This window comes from Phyllobacterium sp. P30BS-XVII (genome assembly GCF_014138335.1).
GTDB classification, from domain to species: domain Bacteria; phylum Pseudomonadota; class Alphaproteobacteria; order Rhizobiales; family Rhizobiaceae; genus Phyllobacterium; species Phyllobacterium meliloti.
The window spans coordinates 434984-454022 of record NZ_JACGXO010000003.1; the positions used below are offsets into that span (position 1 = coordinate 434984).

General features: G+C 56.5%; 16 protein-coding genes and 1 tRNA gene. 7 read left to right on the plus strand and 10 right to left on the minus strand.

Going from position 1 to position 19039, the window contains the following annotated elements:
• Positions 1-4 precede the first annotated feature (4 nt).
• The 5 genes from FHW17_RS11345 (at position 5) to FHW17_RS11365 (ending at position 5987) form a co-directional block, all read left to right on the plus strand.
• Complete coding sequence (locus FHW17_RS11345; protein WP_182509876.1) at positions 5-802, plus strand: hypothetical protein; 798 nt, start codon at positions 5-7, stop codon at positions 800-802.
• 603 nt (positions 803-1405) lie between these two features.
• Positions 1406-2341 carry a sugar ABC transporter substrate-binding protein gene (locus FHW17_RS11350; protein ID WP_091880811.1) on the plus strand — a complete coding sequence of 312 codons (936 nt, stop codon included), beginning with the start codon at positions 1406-1408 and terminating at the stop codon, positions 2339-2341.
• 70 nt (positions 2342-2411) lie between these two features.
• Positions 2412-3971 carry a sugar ABC transporter ATP-binding protein gene (locus tag FHW17_RS11355; RefSeq protein WP_182509877.1) on the plus strand — a complete coding sequence of 520 codons (1560 nt, stop codon included), beginning with the start codon at positions 2412-2414 and terminating at the stop codon, positions 3969-3971.
• Positions 3958-4959: an ABC transporter permease gene (locus tag FHW17_RS11360; RefSeq protein ID WP_182509878.1), complete on the plus strand. Its 1002-nt coding sequence runs from the start codon at positions 3958-3960 to the stop codon at positions 4957-4959. Before FHW17_RS11355 ends, FHW17_RS11360 begins: the two co-directional genes overlap by 14 nt.
• A gap of 56 nt (positions 4960-5015) precedes the next feature.
• Entirely contained in the window at positions 5016-5987 is a 972-nt protein-coding gene (locus FHW17_RS11365; protein WP_182509879.1) for a LacI family DNA-binding transcriptional regulator, read from the plus strand.
• Between the two features lie 240 nt (positions 5988-6227).
• Here the strand turns inward: FHW17_RS11365 and FHW17_RS11370 are convergent, their stop codons facing one another.
• From FHW17_RS11370 to FHW17_RS11400, 7 genes are all read right to left on the minus strand, one after another.
• A complete protein-coding gene (locus FHW17_RS11370) occupies positions 6228-6437 on the minus strand; it encodes a hypothetical protein (protein ID WP_182509880.1) in 210 nt (69 codons plus the stop codon).
• Between the two features lie 798 nt (positions 6438-7235).
• Complete coding sequence (locus FHW17_RS11375) at positions 7236-7691, minus strand: RbsD/FucU family protein (protein WP_112527640.1); 456 nt, start codon at positions 7689-7691, stop codon at positions 7236-7238.
• Positions 7692-7707: 16 nt separating this feature from the next.
• Complete coding sequence (gene rbsK, locus FHW17_RS11380) at positions 7708-8637, minus strand: ribokinase (RefSeq protein ID WP_182509881.1); 930 nt, start codon at positions 8635-8637, stop codon at positions 7708-7710.
• Between the two features lie 72 nt (positions 8638-8709).
• Positions 8710-9705 (minus strand): ABC transporter permease, encoded by a 996-nt coding sequence (locus FHW17_RS11385; RefSeq protein WP_182509882.1) that lies wholly within the window; start codon positions 9703-9705, stop codon positions 8710-8712.
• Between the two features lie 10 nt (positions 9706-9715).
• Positions 9716-10693, minus strand: a complete 978-nt coding sequence (locus FHW17_RS11390) for an ABC transporter permease (RefSeq protein WP_112527634.1) — start codon at positions 10691-10693, stop codon at positions 9716-9718.
• Positions 10690-12189 carry a sugar ABC transporter ATP-binding protein gene (locus tag FHW17_RS11395; RefSeq protein WP_182509989.1) on the minus strand — a complete coding sequence of 500 codons (1500 nt, stop codon included), beginning with the start codon at positions 12187-12189 and terminating at the stop codon, positions 10690-10692. Before FHW17_RS11395 ends, FHW17_RS11390 begins: the two co-directional genes overlap by 4 nt.
• A 223-nt stretch (positions 12190-12412) precedes the next feature.
• Positions 12413-13456, minus strand: a complete 1044-nt coding sequence (locus FHW17_RS11400; protein ID WP_182509883.1) for an autoinducer 2 ABC transporter substrate-binding protein — start codon at positions 13454-13456, stop codon at positions 12413-12415.
• Positions 13457-13886: 430 nt separating this feature from the next.
• Between FHW17_RS11400 and FHW17_RS11405 the strand changes: the two genes are divergently transcribed.
• Positions 13887-14825 (plus strand): NAD-dependent epimerase/dehydratase family protein, encoded by a 939-nt coding sequence (locus tag FHW17_RS11405; RefSeq protein ID WP_182509884.1) that lies wholly within the window; start codon positions 13887-13889, stop codon positions 14823-14825.
• Between the two features lie 61 nt (positions 14826-14886).
• On the opposite strand, the gene FHW17_RS11410 is transcribed toward FHW17_RS11405, so the two are convergent.
• Positions 14887-14961 (minus strand) — tRNA-Gln (locus FHW17_RS11410).
• Positions 14962-15135: 174 nt separating this feature from the next.
• Here FHW17_RS11410 and FHW17_RS11415 point away from each other — a divergent pair.
• A complete protein-coding gene (locus tag FHW17_RS11415) occupies positions 15136-16137 on the plus strand; it encodes a glycoside hydrolase (RefSeq protein WP_210275862.1) in 1002 nt (333 codons plus the stop codon).
• Here the strand turns inward: FHW17_RS11415 and FHW17_RS11420 are convergent, their stop codons facing one another.
• Together FHW17_RS11420 and FHW17_RS11425 are read right to left on the minus strand one after the other, a co-directional pair.
• Positions 16138-17061 (minus strand): glycosyltransferase, encoded by a 924-nt coding sequence (locus FHW17_RS11420; RefSeq protein ID WP_210275863.1) that lies wholly within the window; start codon positions 17059-17061, stop codon positions 16138-16140.
• Between the two features lie 88 nt (positions 17062-17149).
• A complete protein-coding gene (locus FHW17_RS11425) occupies positions 17150-19018 on the minus strand; it encodes a nucleoside-diphosphate sugar epimerase/dehydratase (RefSeq protein WP_182509885.1) in 1869 nt (622 codons plus the stop codon).
• Positions 19019-19039: the final 21 nt, after the last annotated feature.

The window sequence follows — 19039 nt, forward strand, 5'->3', positions numbered from 1 at the left end:
TTTCATGGACATTTGTACTTTTTGGTATGGGCCGCGCCTGCGGGAAGTTGATCGGGTCTGTCTGGCATCCATGGCGATGACCGGGCAACGCGTGAAACTTTACGCGTTTGAAGAAATCGAAAACCTGCCCAAGGGTGTCGAGCTTCACGATGCCGCGACCATTCTGGATAAAAAGTATTTCCAGCGTATCGACCCGGATTTTCCGAATATTGCAAAAGCCAGCCGCGTCATCGGCCAGTTCAGCGATCTGTTTCGCGTCACGCTGATGAAGAAGCAGCAAGGTTTCTGGCTCGATACGGACATTTATCTGCTGAAGCAATTTCACCCCGATACCGACAAGCCTTACCTTGCGCGGGAAAACTATTTCCGCCTTGGTGTATCAGCCATGTATCTGCCGCCGGATAATCCTGTCATCAGGGAGTTCGACGAATATATGGAAGGAACGGTCATCGTTCCGCCATGGCTTGGCTTTCGCCGCCGCGTCCTGCGCCCCGCATGGTTCCGCCTGACTGGTCAGAAGATCACACCCGCAACCATCGGTATTACCGCGTTTGCCAATGACGGCATATCGCGCATGGCCAAGCGCTACGGTTTCTTCAAGAATGCCGCGCCGAAGGAAAACTTCTACTATTGGACCGGGCGCGACGCCCTCAAGATTTTTGATCCCGCCTATGGTCTGGAGCCGATCAATCATCCTGATTTCATCGGATTCCACATCCATAAAAAGGGCCCGACAAATCAGCCTCCGCTGGAGGGCAGTTTTTACCACTGGGCGGTTAATCGCGTGGCTGATTATCTTTGACTTGCCCCCTACCTGATTGAGGGTGGTTGGCAGATCAATCGAGCGTGGTTCTTGGTTCGTGGTTCGTGGTTCGACAAGCTCACCATGAGGGAGAGGGGTGATGCAACGCTGAGGTCATCGTCAAGGGTGCGGGCCTTGCCCTCGTACCTCACCTCTCTGCGTCACCCCAAGCACCCATCTCTCCGTCATCCTCGGGCACCCACCTCTCCGTCATCCTCGGGCTTGACCCGAGGACCCATAATTTAAAATGCGCGAGCATTCAGTTTGGTTTGATCTCTTTTGCCGTGGGTCCTCAGGTCAAGCCCGAGGATAACGGAGAGAGGTGAGGTACGGGGGCAAGTTCTGCACCCTCAGCGATTATCATTGCATCCACCCACGCCCCTCATGGTCGTTTATATCGAACCACGAACCATTTTCATGCAAACCACCTGCTAAACTGCTGATTTGACCAAATGAAACGTTTCATCTTGACAAGATCGTGATGTTCGGGCTCCTATTATCGCGAGGCGTTTCTCATTCCATTCATTTGATGAAACGTTTCATCGCCCTGTTGGAGGACATGGCAAACAATTGAACGTCTTTTGTTATTCTGGGAGGAATACAATGAAATTCGCACATCTTATTGCCGCCAGCATTCTGGTCGGCACGCTCGCCATGCCTGCCGCAAGCTTTGCTGCTGACAAGCCTGTTGTTGGGCTGGTGATGAAATCGCTTGCCAATGAATTCTTCAAGAACATGCTTGAGGGTGCCAAGGCGCATGAGGCCAAGCGTGGCGATTATACGCTTAAAGCCGTTGGCATGCAGTCCGAGACCGATGTCGAGACGCAGATCAACGCGATCGAGAGCTTCATCACCCAGAAGGTTGATGCCATTGTTGTTGCGCCGTCCGATTCCCGCGCCCTCGTTCCGCCAATCAAACGCGCTGTCGATGCCGGTATTACCGTGGTCAATTTCGACGTGGCGCTGGACGACAAGGCCAAGGAAGAAGCTGGCCTGAAGCTGGCTTTTGTCGGCCCTGACAATCGCGAAGGCGCCAAGATGGCCGGTGATGCGCTGGCCAAGAAGCTGGGTGCCGGTGCGAAGGTCGTCATTATCGAAGGCAATCCCGGTGCTGACAATGCCGCCCAGCGCAAGCTTGGTTTCATGGACTCCGTTGCTGCGGGCAAGCTTGATCTTCTGGACTCGCGCACCGCCCATTGGGAAACTGAAGAAGCCAATACGGTTTTCTCCAACATGCTGACCGCCCATCCTGACATTCAGGGTGTGATGGCTGCCAATGACTCCATGGTGCTTGGTGTGGTCAAGGCCATTGAAGCGGCTGGTAAAACCGGCAAGATCGAAGTCGTTGGTTTTGACAATATCCCTGCCGTACAGCCGCTCCTGAAGGAAAAGAAGCTGCTGGCCACCGTTGACCAGTTTGGTCAGCAGATGGCCGCCAATGCCATCGACAAGGCACTCGGCGTTGTGGCTGGCGGCAAGCCGCTGGAAGGCTGGGTCAAGACCGAGATCAAACTCGTCACCTCTGATGATGTGAAGTAACACGGTCAAACAGCGGCTGTGCTCATCTGCGCAGCCGCCAGCCGGGTCAAAAATCATGGAAAATGTGCAAATGGCAGGTGCGACGGCCCCGGCATTGGCGGATGCTGCCGAAAAACCGGTGCTTGAGCTATCGGGCGTCAAAAAGCGCTTTGGCGGCGTGGTCGCGCTTGATGGCGTCAGCTTTTCGCTGCGCCCGGGCGAAGTCCATGCGCTTGTTGGCGAAAATGGTGCGGGCAAGTCCACACTGATCAAGATCCTGTGCGGGATCATCCAGCGCGATGCGGGCACAATTGCGCTTGATAGCGAGGCCTATGATCCGCATACACCTGGCGATGCCAAGAAGGCAGGCATTCAGGTGGTGCATCAGGAGTTCAATCTCCTGCCCTATCTCTCTGTTGCCGAAAACATCTGCTTTGAGGACATGCCACGCAAAGCATTCGGCATGGTCGATTTCCCGACACTCTATGCCAGAGCGCGCAAGGCGCTCGATGCCATCGGGCTTGGTGATGTCGATGTGCGCCGTCCGGTGGAATCCCTTGGCGTGGCCCATCGCCAGCTCGTTGAAATTGCCCGCGCCCTGATGGGTGAAAGCCGCATTCTCATTCTTGATGAGCCAACGGCAACGCTGACTGCGCGCGAGACTGAGCGGCTCTTTGAGATTATTGCTGCTCTCAAGGCCAAGGGCGTGGCTGTGGTGTTTGTCTCGCATCATCTCAATGAAGTATTCTCCATCTGCGACCGGGTGACGGTGCTGCGCAATGGCCAATCGGTTATGACGACGGATATTGCAGCCACCACACCGGATCAGCTTGTTACCAATATGGTTGGACGCCAGCTTGCCGCTGCCATGGCCGCCGCGCGTGATCTGGATAAAACCGGCCGCACCGCCCTCTCCTTGCGCGGTTTGCGCCACCCCGCCTCACCCCATGCGGAAGGCATTTCCTTCGATCTGCACTATGGCGAAATTCTTGGCATTGCCGGGCTCGTCGGCTCCGGCCGCACGGAACTTTTGCGTTCAATATTCGCCGCTGATCTGCCCCTTTCCGGCACGCTGGAACGGGATGGAAAGCCGCGCCGTTACCAGAACCCCAAGCAGGCAATCCGCGACGGTATCGGTTTTGTCACCGAAGACCGCAAGGAAGAGGGTCTGATCCTTGATATGGCGATAGCAGCCAATGTGACATTGGCGAGCCTGCGCAAAGTCTCGCGCCTCGGCCTTCTCAACAAGCGCGCGGAGACGCTGTTGACCCAAAAGCTCGGCGGCGAGATCAAGCTGAAATATGGCGGCGCCTCCGATGCGGTTTCGACCCTTTCCGGCGGCAATCAGCAAAAGGTGGTGCTGGCCAAATGGCTGGCGAACGATCCGAAAATCCTGCTGCTCGATGAACCGACGCGCGGCGTTGATGTGGGCGCCAAGGCGGAAATCTATGCGCTGCTGCGCGGCCTTGCGGAAAAAGGTCTCGCCCTTCTTATCGTTTCGTCGGAACTGCCTGAACTTATCACGCTCAGCGACCGGATTCTTGTCATGTCGAAACACCGCATTGCCGGTGAAGTGGCACGCGCGGACTTTTCCGAAGAGCGCATTTTGAACTTTGCCTATAAGGACGAACGCAACCATGGACACCACTGATTTGACCACGGCGCCCACGGGCAGCAGAACCATCGCAACCACGACCAAAACAGTGTTGCGCGAGGCGGGTATCGGCATTGCGCTGATCGCGCTGATCATCGTGTTTTCCTTCACGCCGCACTTTTTGTCCTCCAGCAACGTCACCAATATCCTGACGCAGGTGACGATCAATCTGGTGCTTTCCATCGGCATGACCTTCGTCATCCTCATCGGTGGCATTGATCTTTCCGTCGGCTCTGTCCTGTCCTTCTGCGCCGTGGTGGCGGGCACGGTCATGACCCTGCCGGGGCTTGATCCTGTCATGGCGGTGTTTCTGGCAACCATCAGCGCTATTCTTGCGGGCATCGGGTTCGGCCTGCTCAATGGCTTGATCAGCGCCTACTGGGCCATTCCGTCGTTCATCGTCACGCTTGGTACGCTCAACATCGCGCGCGGTGCGGCGTTACAGGTGACCAATGCCTCCACGATCTATTCCTTCCCGGCAGCGTTCAATGCCTTCGGTTCGAAAACCTTCTACGGCATCCCGCTGCTGTTCCTGATTGCGCTGGTGCTGGTGGCAATTGGCTGGTTTGTCCTTACCAAAACCGTGTTCGGCCGCGTGCTCTACGGCATTGGCAACAATGAGGAAGCGGCCCGCCTCGCCGGGCACAATGTATTCTTCTACAAGGTCGCCGCCTTTACCATTTGCGGCGTACTCGTCGGCATCGGCGCGATCATCTACATGGCCCGCCTCAACATTGCGAGCCCGATCATCGGCATCGGCTTTGAACTCAATGCGATTGCCGCTGTCATCATTGGCGGCACGAGCCTGAGTGGCGGGCGTGGCAGCATTGTCGGCACGCTGCTTGGCGCCTGTATCATCGGCGTGCTTGCCAATGGTCTTATTCTTTTGGGTCTGAGCGATTTCATGCGGCAGATGATCACCGGATTTGTGATTATCCTTGCAGTAATCCTTGACAAATATCGTGAAAGGCTGACGAAAGCATAAGGGGAAATGATAGTGTCAACCAAGGTTGGCATCCGCAACAGGTCAGGCATGGGAAGATGGCAAACATCAAGGACGTAGCCGCAAAGGCCAATGTTTCCGTAGGCACTGTCTCACGCGTACTGGCGAAGAACGAGACAGTCGGCAAAGAGCTGCGCGAACTGGTGGAAGCCACGATCCGCGAGTTGAACTTCCGGCCAAATGGCGTGGCGCGCGGTTTGCGCCGCAGCCGCACCGATATGATTGGCCTTGTCATCCCTGATATTACCAATCCGTTCTTCGCCGAACTGGCAAAGCATGTGGAGGCGATTGCCTCCCGCGCTGGATTGTCGGTGCTTCTGTCGATCACCAATGATGATCCGAAGATCGAGCGTGCGCAGATCGACAGCCTGCTCAAGAGCTACCCCACCGGCCTCATTGTTGTCCCCACACAATACGGCGCCTCCAAGGGCTGGAGCAGCGATGTGGCAACCGTGGCTGTCGACAGGCGTTGCGCGGGCTTTCCCCTGATCTCGGTCAATCACTACAGGGGTGCAGGTCTTGCAGCCGTGCATTTGATGTCGCTGGGCCATGAGCGCATTGCCTATATTGCCGGATCGGTCGATGCACCCGTTGCGGGTGAGCGGCGGGCCGGTTTTCTCAACACGCTCGCCTCAGCGGGTGCGCGGTGCGAGGTTGTCGAGGGGCATTTCGATTATGCTTCGGGCGAGACGCTGGGACGCCTCTTGCTCGACCGTCCCGCACATGAGCGCCCGACCGCTATTGCCACGGCCAGCGATCAGCAGGCCATCGGCCTGTTGCGCGCCGCCAGCGATCTTGAACTCAGGGTGCCGGATGATGTGTCGATCATCGGATTCGACGATATTCCGCTGGCCAATCTGGTGACGCCGCGCCTGACCACGATCAGCCAGCCGGTGGAGCAGATTGCCGCGCGGGCAGTTGCCGCCGCCACCGGCAGCGAGAACGTGCCTTTGCAGGACGAACTCTTTGAAGCAACGCTGGTGGTGCGTGGTTCAACAAGCTCACCATGAGGGAGAGTGGTGGTGCAATGAAGAAGCCCGAACAGGAGGCACCACTTACCCTCCCCCAAGGTGGGGAGGGTCGGACCGCAGGTCCGGGGTGGGGGGATGTGACTGCACAAGCCCATACCCCATTGACCATTATTCGGATATTTTACCCCCCACCCCGCTGCTGCGCAGCGACCCTCCCCACGTAGTGGGAGGGTAAGAGAGCCACATTCTGCAACTTAGGTGGTTCTGCGACCTTTGTGATTAGCGCTTTAAAGGTGATTTGCCTTCTGCATATTCAAACGGTTCGCTTGGTTCCTGATCAAGGAATAGCAGTGGTGGATTATCTCCCGCCTGCTTTACATGGCTGATGATATGAACCCGGTTTTGTTTATCGCGATGCACGGAATAAACCAGTTCGCCATCAAGCCCTGCCCGCTTGCTGTCAATCCTGAACCGCAGGAAAGCGGCCATCCGAGGATTATCCTCTGGTGACCGGGAGAGTTCATAAGCCGCCCACGGACGACCGCCACGACCTTTAAGCCGAAGCTCTGGACATACGCCGCAGCCTCCCCGGCCATACGACTGAGGAGGTGCCTTTGCGGTCGACACCGACCGCCGTGAGAGAGGTTATGAAGCCTCAAGACCAATCCATTTCGACCGGCCTCATTGCAGACCATAGTGGGAAAGATGAACGGGTGGAAGGGGTTAGAATGTCAGTTTGCAGGGTTATTAGTGGGTGGGGGGTGGTTCGTGGTTCGTGGTGCGTGGTTCGACATAACAACCATGAGGGAGAGCGGTGGATGCAACGATAATCGTAAAGATTGCAGAACTTGACTTGCCGCAACTCACATCTCTCCGTCATCCTCGGGCTTGACCCGAGGACCCATGATCTGAAAGCGCGAGCAATCAAGTTCATTGGAACTCTTTAACCGTGGGTCCTCGGGTCAAGCCCGAGGATGACGGAGTGGGGAGAGTGATGATGGAGAGCCACAATCTGCAACCTTTGCGCTGCAACCTTTGCGATTCACATTACATCCACCCAAGCCCCTCATGGTTGTTATGTCGAACCACTACCCGCGCACAATAGCTGGAGGCACCACCTCACCCTCCCCCTACGTGGGGAGGGTCGGACCGCAGGTCCGGGGTGGGGGATGAATACACAAACCCGCTCAATCATCATTCGGAACATTTAGCCCCCACCCCGCGGCTACGCAACGACCCTCCCCACGTAGGGGGAGGGTGAGGTGGTGCCTGTCATAAATGTTGGTATTAATCGGCCTCTGGCGGAATCACGCCTTTGGTCAGAATGAAACAGCCGTAAAAACGGCGTTCGCCCGTGGCGATGACGCAATAGGCGTTCTTGGCGTGTTCGTAAAAGGCCATGCGGTCAATGGAGACCATCGGCCAATGCTTGCCCTCAGCCGCATCGATTTCCACCTGCATTTCCTTCTGCACAGCGGGAATCTCATCGGGGCTGCCGACGATTTCCATGCGGGCGGCGGCGTCATCGATAAATGTGTCGAGCGGCATGACCGAGAGAATGGCGCGGGCGGCGCGTGGGGCGCTTACATTGTCAATACGCAGCAGGCGGCCAAGGCGCGTCTGCCGGGCGATGGAATCGCCGGGAAAGTTCGTATCGCAAATGACCAGACGGTCGCCGTGCCCCATGGATTTCAGCGCATAGAGCACATCGGCATTCAACAGCGGATCGAGATTTTTCAGCACGGTTGTTTCCTTATTCTCAGGCTTTGTTCGCGGCGATGAAGGCTTCGAATTCTGCTGTCGTCGCATAGGCTTTCTGCGTGCCGGGCCGGGTGATGGAGTCAGCCGCATAGAGCGCCGCCTTTTTCAACGACGCCTCAAGCTCTTTGCTCTCGACATAGTAGCGGGCAAAGCTGCCGATAAAGGCATCGCCTGCGCCTGTCGTGTCCTTCGGCTTGACTTTGACCGGTTCGATCATGGTCGACTTATCAGATGTAATCAGCCGCGCGCCGCGCGAGCCCAGCGTGACAATAACCGTGCGGATGCCCCGCGAAATCAGCGAATGAGCCGCCTTTTCAATCTGTTCATCCGTTTCGGTGGGCATGCCGGTCAGCAGCGCCAGTTCGCTTTCATTGGGCACCAAAAACGTGACTTTTGCGACTTTTGCAGCATCGAGATCAGGGGCGGCGGGCGCGGGGTTGAGGATGGTTTCAATGCCATGCTTTTCGGCGAAAGCGGCGGTGTAGTAAACCGTCTCCAGCGGCACTTCCAGCTGCATCAGGATCAGATCGCAGCTCTTCAAATCCTCCGCTGCCGCATCAATATCCGATGGCTTCAAGTCGTTATTGGCACCCTTGATGATCAGAATGGAATTTTCGCCCGTCTCATCGACAAAAATTGGTGCGACACCGCTCGATTGACCGGTGACAGTGCCGACATGGCTGATATCAATGCCATTGCTTTTCAGATTGGCAATCGTGCTCTGGCCGAACACATCGTCGCCGACCTTTGTGACCATCATCACATCAGCGCCCAATCGGGCAGCGGCGACGGCCTGATTGGCACCCTTGCCGCCGAACCCCATGGCAAATGCCGGTGCTTCCAGTGTTTCGCCGGGCGCTGGCATGCGGATGATCGATGTGACGAGATCGGTCATGTTGCTGCCAACGACTGCAATGCGACGAGCCATGCTATTTTCCTTGTCTTATTCGTAACGTTCGAAACTGGTCTATATCAATGATTTCGGGAAAGAAACATGCCCTCACCTCTCGCTGTTTCTGAAGGCATTCAGCGCAATGACCAGGAGCAGGAAGCCGCCCCAGATGAAATCAATGAGGTGATTGGAAAAGCGCAGGATCTGGAAACCCGAAGAGAGCAGCATCAACGCGATCAGGGCTATGGAAACCCCAAGCACCCTGCCCTTACCGCCAGCCGGGTTGGTGCCGCCGAGAACGGCAATCAGGATGGCTTGCAACAGGTATGACGCGCCGTAATCGGATTTCGCCGCATTGGTGCGCCCTGACAGAATGACACCGGCGATGGCGGCCAAAAGCCCCGTCATCATGTATGAGTAAAAAATCATCCGGTCCTTGCGCAGACCGGCAAAAATTGCCGCGCGCGGATTGGTGCCGATGAGCATGAGGTTGACGCCAAGCGTGGTGCGCGTCAGCAAGACCGCCACCGCCCCCGCAACCACAACAAACAGGATGAATGGCGTGGCAATGCCAAGGATTTTGCCATTGCCGATAAAATTCCACGCATCGGGAAAGCCGACAATGGCCGGGCCGCCTGTCAGCACCACGGCAAGGCCGGTGAAGATTTGCCCGGTACCCAGCGTCGCCAGAATGGGCGTGATACGCAGCTTGGAGATGAGAAAGCCATTGAGCACCCCGGCCAGCAGGCCAATGCCGAGCGCCATCAGCACGCCAATGCCGGTATAGAGCAGCACCATGCCCGTCGACTGGCTTGTGCCGACAATCACCGAATGGAAAAACACACCCGCCAGAATACCGGCAAGATTGGCGATACCGACAACGGAAAGGTCAATGCCGCCTGTCAGCATGGCAATCATCATGGCAATGGCGAGAATGCCGAGTTCCGGCATGATGTAGGTGATGGATTCAAAATTATAGTAGCGCAGGAATTTGTCCGGGTTGAGATAGGACATCAGCGCGAAGACGAGCACGGTGATGACGAGCAGTTGCAGGATATTGCGGTCCTGCCCGAGAATGCGTTTGGCGAATGAGCTGTTTTGCATGATGACGCCCTCAAACCAGTTTCTTGCGGTCGCGCCAGGCGGTAATCGCTGTCGCAACGATAATGATCAGGCCAACGACGACGCGTTGCCATGTGGTGTCGACCTTCATGATGATCAGGCTGTTTTTGACCATGACAAGCATGAAGACGCCGAGCAGCGTGCCGATGACACTGCCGCGCCCGCCGAAAATCGAGGCACCGCCCAGCACCACGGCGGCGATGACGTCAAGCTCCAGACCGGCAAAATCGCGCGGGTTGGCAAGCCAGATCATCGAGCCATGCAACAGACCGGCAAAGCCCGCCAGCGCCCCGGCAAAACAATAGACAAAGAACAATGTGCGGCGGGTGTTGAAGCCGACACGGCTCGCCGCCTCCGGTGCGCCGCCGAGTGCAAAAATGCTGCGGCCAGCCATGGTGTAAGTGAGGAAAAGATGGGTGACGAGCGCAAGCCCGAGATAGATCAGGATCATCGCCGTCAGGCCGAAATTAGTGCCGGTGGCGGAGGTCAGGCTGACCAGATCAGTCTTGGCAAAGGCAATCAATTGCTGGGGCATCTTGTCGATATTGATAACGCTGGTGCCAACAAGTCCGAGCAGCAAGCCGCGCACCACGCTACCGGTGCCGAGCGTGACGATCAGCGGGATCATCCTGAAAGTGTGGATGAAAAACGCATTGAACGCGCCAAGGAAAAGGCCAATCAGCGTTGCGGCTACAAAGGGCAGAAACACGCCCTCATAGCCCGTATAGATCATCAACTTGATGGTCAGATACATGGCCGCGGCGGCAAAGGCGGTGAACGAAACATCGATGCCGCCTGAGATCATCACCACCAGAACGCCAAGCGCCATGATGCCGATGATGACATTGCTTCGGAGCAGCCCGAACAGATTATCAAGCGACCAGAAGGCCGGGTTGATCAATCCAATGATGATCATGGCGGCAAAAAGAATGCACGCGATGATGAATTCCGATCGACGAAACAGAGTCATTTCAAGGCCTTCAGGCGGTCGTTTAAAGCGTCTTCATTCAAAACATCAGGTCCGATTTCATCAACGAAACGGCCGCGATGCATGACAATCACGCGGTTGCAGTTCTGCACCAGCTCCGGCACATCATCGGAAATCATCAGCACGGCAAGGCCGTTCTCGGTGGCAAGCTCGCGGATCTTGCGATGGATCTGCGCCTTGGAACCAACGTCGACACCGACAGTCGGGCCGTTGAGGATGAGGATGCGCGCGCCGGTCAGAAGCCAGCGCGCCAGCACCACGCGCTGCTGGTTGCCGCCGGAGAGATGGTTCACGGGCGTCGCGGGTCCGGGCGCGGCGATCTGCATCGCACCGAACATGGAGGTGGTTGCCTCGGCGGTCTTCTTGCGGTCGATGAACAGGCCGCGCACAAATTTGTCGAAGGAGGTCGCCAGCATGTTGCGTTCGATCGACTGGGTGAGGAACAGCCCCTCGGTCAGCCGGTCCTCGGGCACATAGGCAAGCCCGCTGGCGATGGCTTCCTGAACCGTCTTCGGATGGACGCTGTCGCCATCGATTTTGACCGTGCCGGTGAATTTGGAATTCATGCCGAACAGCGCCAGCGCCAGTTCCGTGCGGCCCGAACCGATGAGCCCGGAAAGGCCGACTATCTCGCCCGCATGCAGGGTCAGATTGATATCCTCAAGACTGCCTGCAATGTTCAGATTACGCACGTCAAGACGCGGGAGGTTGTCGCCCTTGGGCTGCTGCCAGCGATAGGCCTGATCGGTCAGATCATGTCCGGTCATGGCGCGGGTAATCGCCGGTTCGTCGAAATCGCTGATCGGGCCTTCGGCGACCTTCTTGCCATTGCGCAGGACCGTCAGGCGTTCGCTGATCTCAAGCATTTCGCGCATCTTGTGGCTGACGAAGAGCACGGCAATGCCCTGCGCCTGAATATCGCGCACAATGCTGAACAGCGCATCCACCTCATGACGGGTCAGTGCCGTTGTCGGCTCATCCATGATAATTAACCGCGCATCGGCCATGACAGCGCGGGCGATGGCGACAATCTGCTTGCCTGATGTGGGGAGTGTCTCGACATCGGCGTCAAGGTCCATCGTCACGCCAAGCCGTGCCAGCGCTTTTTCGGCAAGTTCGCGCACCCGGCGCCAGTTGACGGCGCGCCCGCCCTCCAGAAGCAATGTGTTCAGCGCCAGATTTTCCGCAACGGTCAGATTTCCGAACAGGGAAAAATCCTGATAGATGACCTGAATGCCATGCTGCACCGACTGGGCTGGCGTCATGCCGGAGACCGGCTTGCCATCGATCAGGATTTCACCATCGGTTGGTTGATACACGCCCGCCATGATCTTGATGATTGTCGATTTGCCCGAACCGTTTTCACCGGCCAGACAGTGAATTTCACCCGGCTTGATCGACAGCGACACAGCATCCAGCGCCACAAGACCGCCAAAGCGCTTGCCGATGTTTTTTAGTTCCAGAAGGTGTTCACTCATCATTTGCTCTCGAACGTCACTGGCCGACATCTATCTCTTGGCTGGAGCCGAAGGCGGATGTGCCAAGCTCCCACCCTCCCCCTTGTGGGGAGGGTCGCTGCGCAGCGGCGGGGTGGGGGATTTAACCGAAAAACCAGCCCGGCGTTTCACTCCACAGCCCCTACCCCGGACCTTCGGTCCGACCCTCCCCACAAGGGGGAGGGTAAGGGGGGTGCTAAAATTATCAGAAGTTGTAATCGCCCATATTGGCCGAGGTTACACCGACCCAGCCTGCGCCATAGAGCAGGTTTGGCTTGGAGGCATCAGGAACCAGCAGGCTGTTATAGCCGGGCAGACCCAGATCAAGACCGGCCTTGATCTCGCCGGTCTTCTTTTCCAGCGCCATCACAGCCAATTCATTCATGGCATAACCAGCAACAGCGGGGTCCCAGAACTGGATGTACTGGATATCGCCATTCTTCAGGTACTGACCGGCAACGGAAACAAGACCGGTTCCAGCAAAGAAAACCTTACCCTTCAGGCCGCCTTCCGCGATCAGACGGCCAGCACCGGCTGATGTCGGCATCGGTGCGCCGAGAATGCCTTTGACATCAGGATAGGTCGTCATGGCTTCCTTCAGCTTGGTATAGTCCTGATTGGCGTCGTCATAGGTTTCCAGACGTTCGGTTGCCAGCGACATTTCAGGAAAATTCTTCTTCTGGTATTCGATGGCACCATCGATCCAGTCCATTTGGGATTTCGAGGTCAGGCTGCCGACGGTGGCGAGGTATTTGCCCTTGCCGCCCATGTCCTTGGCCAGGACTTCCATCAGCTTGGCGCCATAGGCCTTGTTGTCGAAGGCTTCCAGCTCATAATCCACATTGACGATGTTGGAAGCTTCATGGGCGATAACAACGATACCGCGATCCCGCGCTTTTTTCAGAACCGGCTCAACCGCTTCCACCGAGAATGGCACGATGCAGATGGCATCAACGCCCTGCGCAATGAGATTTTCAACAATCTGCACCTGCGCGGCGGCGTCCGCCTGGCTGGGGCCGACCATCCATACATCTGCGCCGGTTTCAGACTTGAATTGCTCAACGCCGGTGCGCATACGGTCAAACCAGGCGATACCATCCACCTTCACCACAGTGGCAATAGTGTATTTCTTGCCGCTGGCGGAGGTGACATATTCCTTCTTCACCTTGGATGTATCGATGGCGCTGTCGGCCATAGCCGGTGCCGCCAATGCCGCGATAATGGCGAGTGATGCGAGCAGTTTCTTCACAGGTTAATCCTCCCTTGGTTTTGCCCAGTCATTTTCAGGATTGTGCCCCTGAAATTCTTCTCAAATTGCGGAAAAAGCGGTTGGCGCGACGATGTGCATCAAAACCGGCTCGCCCATGATGGATGCCGTTATGTGACGCCAAAACTTGACCAATCCATTTGCTCGCCGGTTCTCCCAAACCGCTGCAAAAGTGCTTCTCCCTGCGATTCATGCTCGATGAAACGTTTCATTTAACATTTCGGATCATATGGGACTTGTCAATACGCCTCGGCGTGTATTGAACAAATGTTTATTGGAATATTGATTTGTTGCTAAATTTTGCCGGGTGATTGGCAAAAAACTATCGGTCGCCACGGGAATATTGTCAGGCGCATTGATCCGCGAGGATACCTCTTGGTATGAGTGACTTTCAGAAATGAGGTTTCATACGATGGTAAAGGGCAAGGTGCTCGTAACAGGCGCTTCCGGGTTCATAGGACAGGAGCTTGTGCCTTACCTCAAGGCCGCCGGTTATCAGGTGACAGGCGCGTCGCGTGCGGCGGGCAATCGGACGACCCAACCTGTCGATGTGGTACACCTGCCCTCGCCCGACGCGCCAAACGAAGCGTTCGAACAGATTCTTGCAGGTTATGACCATGTGGTGCATCTGGCGGCAATTGCCCATACGCACCTGCCCGATGCCGCAAAGCTTTATCACGATGTCAATTGCCTGCTTGCGGCCAAACTGGCGCGCGCGGCTGATAAAACCCTATCAGGGAAGTTCGTGTTCCTGTCTTCGATCCGGGCGCAGTCGGGCCCAACGCAAGACGGGACCGTCACCGAGCTGTCGCCTCCACAGCCAACCGATGATTATGGCCGGGCAAAGCTTGCCGCCGAGGCTGAGATAGGCAGGGCCTTGCCAAGGCGCAATTTCACCATCCTGCGACCGGTTCTCGTCTATGGCCCCGGTGTGAAGGGCAATATGGCTGTACTGATCAAACTGGCGGCGCTGAAAATTCCGCTGCCGCTCAAATCGCTGGCGGGACAACGTTCCGTGCTTGACCGCTCCGCCCTTTGCCGTGCCATTCTGCACAGCCTGCAAAGCACGAATACCGATGGCGGTATCTATATCGTCGCGGACAGGGAACCGATGACAGCGGCGGGAATTGTCAGCGCCATCCGGCGCGGTATGGGATGGGATGCGGGTCTGTTCACCCTGCCCGCACCGCTTCTGCATCTCGCCGCGTTGATAACCGGCCAGAACCAGCGCTGGCAGACACTCAACGGCAATCTTGTGGCGCGTGCTGCATTGCTGGAATCAACCGGCTGGAAGCCAACCGATGATTCCGCTTTACGGATTCAGCAATCGGTTTTGTCCAAAGCAATATAACCGAACAGGGCAATGTTCGGTATATACCAACAGAATCAATAATTTAGGTGATTTATTGTGGTGGCTGGGGCGCCTGGATTCGAACCAGGGGATGGCGGTACCAAAAACCGCTGCCTTACCACTTGGCTACGCCCCAAAATGCCGATGCAGGTGTGTTCCACCGCATGACAGCGCGGCCTTATAACCTCTGGTTCCGGCTTGCGCAACGTGAATGATTGGCCAGTTTGTCGCTCTTCACAATTGTTTCGGCATTATTTTCATGACAAGGGTGGATCATTCGACAGCTTTGTAAATTGAGGACGACATTTTCTTGCCTCTCATTCTCTCCCTTGTCCTTGCCGCAGCGGTTGCCAGCGCCGTGCTTCTCGGCATTCTCTTCAAATTATTGCCCAGTCATTTCCTCGCCGCAGGAATCAATGAGCGCTCCAATCATACGCAGCCCGCGCGCCAGCTTGGCGGCCTTGCCATTGTGCCCGTGGTTGTGGTGCTGCTCTGGATATTTGGCGCGCAGATTGGCCTCGACCAGCGATTTCTCGTGACCGCATCCATCGGCGCGCTCATCCTCTGGATAACGGGTATGCTTGATGATCGCCGTCACCTACCGGAGAGCATCAGGATCGCCACGCAGCTGATTGCCTCCTGCCTTTGCACTTATGGCCTCGGTCCCGATTTTCGCCTCCTGCCGGATTTTCTGCCTGAGATTATCGAGAAAGGCCTGCTCGTTCTCGCACTCGTCTACTTCATCAACCTGACCAACTTCATGGACGGGCTCGACATGATGATGGTTTCAGGGATGGGCATTCCCCTCGCCTTTCTGGCCGGGTTTGCAGCTTTCGGTCTGGCTGGTATGGCCTCGGGAAGCATAGCGGCGGCCATCGCCGGAGGACTTCTCGGCTTTGCGCTGTTCAACCGGCCCAGGGCTACGGTGTTTCTGGGCGATTCCGGCAGTCTGCCGCTCGGGCTTCTCTGCGGCCTCGCCTTCTTCATGGTCGCCCGCGACATGCGCATTGCAACCGGGTTCATTCTACCCCTGTTCTTCATCGCTGACGCCACGACAACGCTGATCAAGCGGCTTCTGGAAGGCGATAATATTTTCGCCGCCCACTCAAAACACGCCTATCAGGTGGCCAAACGATCCGGCTGGAGCGTCTGGCAGGTGGTCCTGACCGTAGCCGCCCTGAATATCGTTCTTGGCATCTGCGCGCTCGCAGCGGGTTCGACCAATATTCCGATGCGTGTAATCGGTATTGCGGTTGCGGTTGTCAGCGTCACGGCTGTGCTGTTGCGCTTTCGCAAACAGAAATCCAGATAATCAGAGGCGGCGGAAAATCGCTGCAAGATAAAGCCCGATCTGGCCGAGTATCGTCTGCCTGTGAACACCCGACTGATGCAGGGCGAGAATGCGGCGGATGAAATTATCGGATCGAACCTTCCAGTAGAGATCGCAGATGGCTTGAGCCTCGGGACTCAACAGGTCCCGGTTGCGCACCAGTCCCTGAATATTCATATCCGCCTGATCGGCAAAACGGTCTGACAACAATGAGCGTGCTGCCGCAAGTTGCCCCTGCCAGCCCTTGCCATGATCCGGTTGACGGTCGCGCACCAGAGGTTGCGGATCAAAATGCACCACACCGCCTGCGCCAGACACAATCAGATAAAGCCACCAGTCGTGACTGGAGAATGGCGTCGTCAGGCAGGACTGGGCGAGAAGATCATGCGCCATCCGGTTGAAGAGCATCGTATTGGCGGTGGCGATATTCTGGACAAGCGCATTGCGAAAATCCGCCGGATGCGCATAGAGCGGCGATGAGCCGACAATTGCGCCATTCCGCGCTATTTTGAGCGTTCGCGAGCAAAAGACCGACGGAACGGCAAAAGCATTGTGCTCGATCCAGCGAATGGAGTTCGCGAGCTTTTCCGGCTCCCAGATATCATCCTGATCGGCAAAGGCATAGTATTCCGCCTGAATGGCCGGGTTGGTAATCAGCGACCGGATGTTCTCGGCCCGGCCATCGCCGGGGCCGGATAAGAGGGTTACACGCCCCTTCGACCAGCGCTTTGCCCATTGCTGCAGGATCGCCCGCGTTTCATCCGTCGATCTGTCATCGGACACCCATAGATCGATATCCGGATAGGTTTGCGCGGCAATCGAAGCCAGTTGCTCATTGAGAAATGCCGCGCCGTTGAATGTTGCCAAGAGGACAGCCACTGTCCCTGATGATGGTGCCCTTTTCAACAGCCCGCAATCCCGCTTGATGGTTTCCGTCGGTCAATCAGTGCCGTTGTTTCTGCACATGAATATGGCCAAGATTGAGGTCGGCGCCTTAACTCGTCGCCTTGTCGAAAAGCAGAACCCGCACTCCATCGGGGTCCTGCTTTGCGATCAGTTTGCGCAGTTCGGCTACGGCTGCCGGCAAATGATCGACAGGTGCAACACGCCGTTTCGCCCGTAAGATCTTGGAATGGCTCGTTTCGGAAACACCTGTCGGATCATAGAAAAGCTCTTCGTGCAGCTTCTCCCCGTCCCGAATCCCAATCGTGACCACTTCGATATCGCCATCGGGGTTCTGGGCGTCCTTCACGGAAAGCCCGGCGAGCAGGATCATGTTTTCCGCCAGATCGCGGATGCGCACCGCTTCACCCATTTCCAGAAGCAGGATATCGCCGCCTTCGGAAAGGGCACCGGCCTGAATGATCAGTTCTGCCGCTTCGCGCACGGACATGAAATAGCGGGTCATCTCATCATGCGTAACGGTAAGCGGACCGCCATGGGCAATCTGCTCACGAAACAGAGGCACAACGGAACCACTGGACCCGATCACATTGCCAAAGCGCACGCAGGTGAAAATCTGGCCCGTCCCGTGCTTCTTTGCCTCGTCGCCGTGATAACGCACGATCAGCTCGGCCCAGCGCTTGGTTGCACCCATAATGTTGGATGGCCGCACCGCCTTGTCGGACGAGATGAGGACGAAATTGCGCACCCCTGCCTCGCGGGCAACCGCTGCCAGCACATCAGTGCCGATGACGTTGTTGCGCGCGCCTTCAACGACGTTCTCTTCGACAAGAGGAACGTGTTTATAGGCTGCGCAATGGTAGACGTTTTCGACCTTGTGCTGTTCAAGCACCACCTTGAGCAAGGGACCGTCGCTGATCGAACCGAGCACAGGCACCAGAACACAATCGCTGATACCCGAAAGCTCCCGCTGAAGCTGATACATGCTGTGTTCGTTCACATCGAAAAGCACGAGCTTTGCCGGAGCCAGCTTGACGATGGTCCGGCAGAGTTCCGAGCCGATTGATCCACCAGCGCCTGTCACCAGAACAACGCGGTTTTCAACCGTCTTGTCGAGCAAATCAGGATCGGCGGGCACAGGCGAGCGACCGAGAAGATCGTCAATATCAATATCGCGCAGATTGCTGACGATATATTTTCCGGCGGTCAGATCGGAAATGGCAGGCAGAATGCGAACCTTGACATTGAGCACCTTGAGCTTGCCGATCAGCAAACGGCGCTGGCTGCCGCTCAGGGACGACGTGGTCACAATCATTTCGTTGATGCCAAAATTATCAATCAACGTTTCGATCTGGGATGTCGGATAAACGCGAATGCCGAGGATATCCATGCCCTGCAAGCTGCGATCATCATCAATAAAACCTGCAACAAAAACTTCGTTCTGCGCTTTAAGCGCATTGGCCAATTGCCGTCCGGCATCCCCCGCGCCGAAGATAAGGCACTGACGGGACAGTAGTTTTTCACGAAGCGGGCTCCACAGGAGCCATTTCGCGGCAAAACGGCTGCCGCAGATCAGAACGACACTGAGAACCCAATAAAGAAATGGAACAGCGCGAGGCACGCCTTCTGCACCGGTCATTTGCGTGAGAAACGCAACGACCACCCAGATGATGACCGAAAAGGTCACGGCCTGAATCATTGTCCAGATGGCTTTGTCAGGCAGATAGCGGATGACAGCCCGATAAAGGCCAAAGCGGATGAACACCGGAGAAGCGATCAGCGGCGCAGCAATCATCAGCATCGCCTGCTCGGTATTGGGCATGAAAAGGGTATTGAATCTCAGCACATAGCTGAACCAGGCCGCAAACGTCAGCACCACCACGTCAAAGCTGACAAGGAGCACCTGTTTATAACGACGCGGCATCATCGAGATGCTTTGCCGAAAATTTTCCAATTTCATTGATCCTCGGTGCTTACGGAA

What these genes read in the sequence shown, in the direction of transcription:
- FHW17_RS11360 (WP_182509878.1), top strand. Translation starts at nt 3,958, where the DNA reads ATGGACACCACTGATTTGACCACGGCGCCCACGGGCAGCAGAACCATC.
- FHW17_RS11395 (WP_182509989.1), bottom strand. Translation starts at nt 12,189, where the DNA reads ATGAGTGAACACCTTCTGGAACTAAAAAACATCGGCAAGCGCTTTGGC.
- FHW17_RS11370 (WP_182509880.1), bottom strand. Translation starts at nt 6,437, where the DNA reads ATGGCCGCTTTCCTGCGGTTCAGGATTGACAGCAAGCGGGCAGGGCTT.
- FHW17_RS11345 (WP_182509876.1), top strand. Translation starts at nt 5, where the DNA reads ATGGACATTTGTACTTTTTGGTATGGGCCGCGCCTGCGGGAAGTTGAT.
- rbsK (WP_182509881.1), bottom strand. Translation starts at nt 8,637, where the DNA reads ATGGCTCGTCGCATTGCAGTCGTTGGCAGCAACATGACCGATCTCGTC.
- FHW17_RS11385 (WP_182509882.1), bottom strand. Translation starts at nt 9,705, where the DNA reads ATGCAAAACAGCTCATTCGCCAAACGCATTCTCGGGCAGGACCGCAAT.
- FHW17_RS11365 (WP_182509879.1), top strand. Translation starts at nt 5,016, where the DNA reads ATGGCAAACATCAAGGACGTAGCCGCAAAGGCCAATGTTTCCGTAGGC.
- FHW17_RS11390 (WP_112527634.1), bottom strand. Translation starts at nt 10,693, where the DNA reads ATGACTCTGTTTCGTCGATCGGAATTCATCATCGCGTGCATTCTTTTT.
- FHW17_RS11355 (WP_182509877.1), top strand. Translation starts at nt 2,412, where the DNA reads ATGGCAGGTGCGACGGCCCCGGCATTGGCGGATGCTGCCGAAAAACCG.
- FHW17_RS11405 (WP_182509884.1), top strand. Translation starts at nt 13,887, where the DNA reads ATGGTAAAGGGCAAGGTGCTCGTAACAGGCGCTTCCGGGTTCATAGGA.
- FHW17_RS11350 (WP_091880811.1), top strand. Translation starts at nt 1,406, where the DNA reads ATGAAATTCGCACATCTTATTGCCGCCAGCATTCTGGTCGGCACGCTC.
- FHW17_RS11425 (WP_182509885.1), bottom strand. Translation starts at nt 19,018, where the DNA reads ATGAAATTGGAAAATTTTCGGCAAAGCATCTCGATGATGCCGCGTCGT.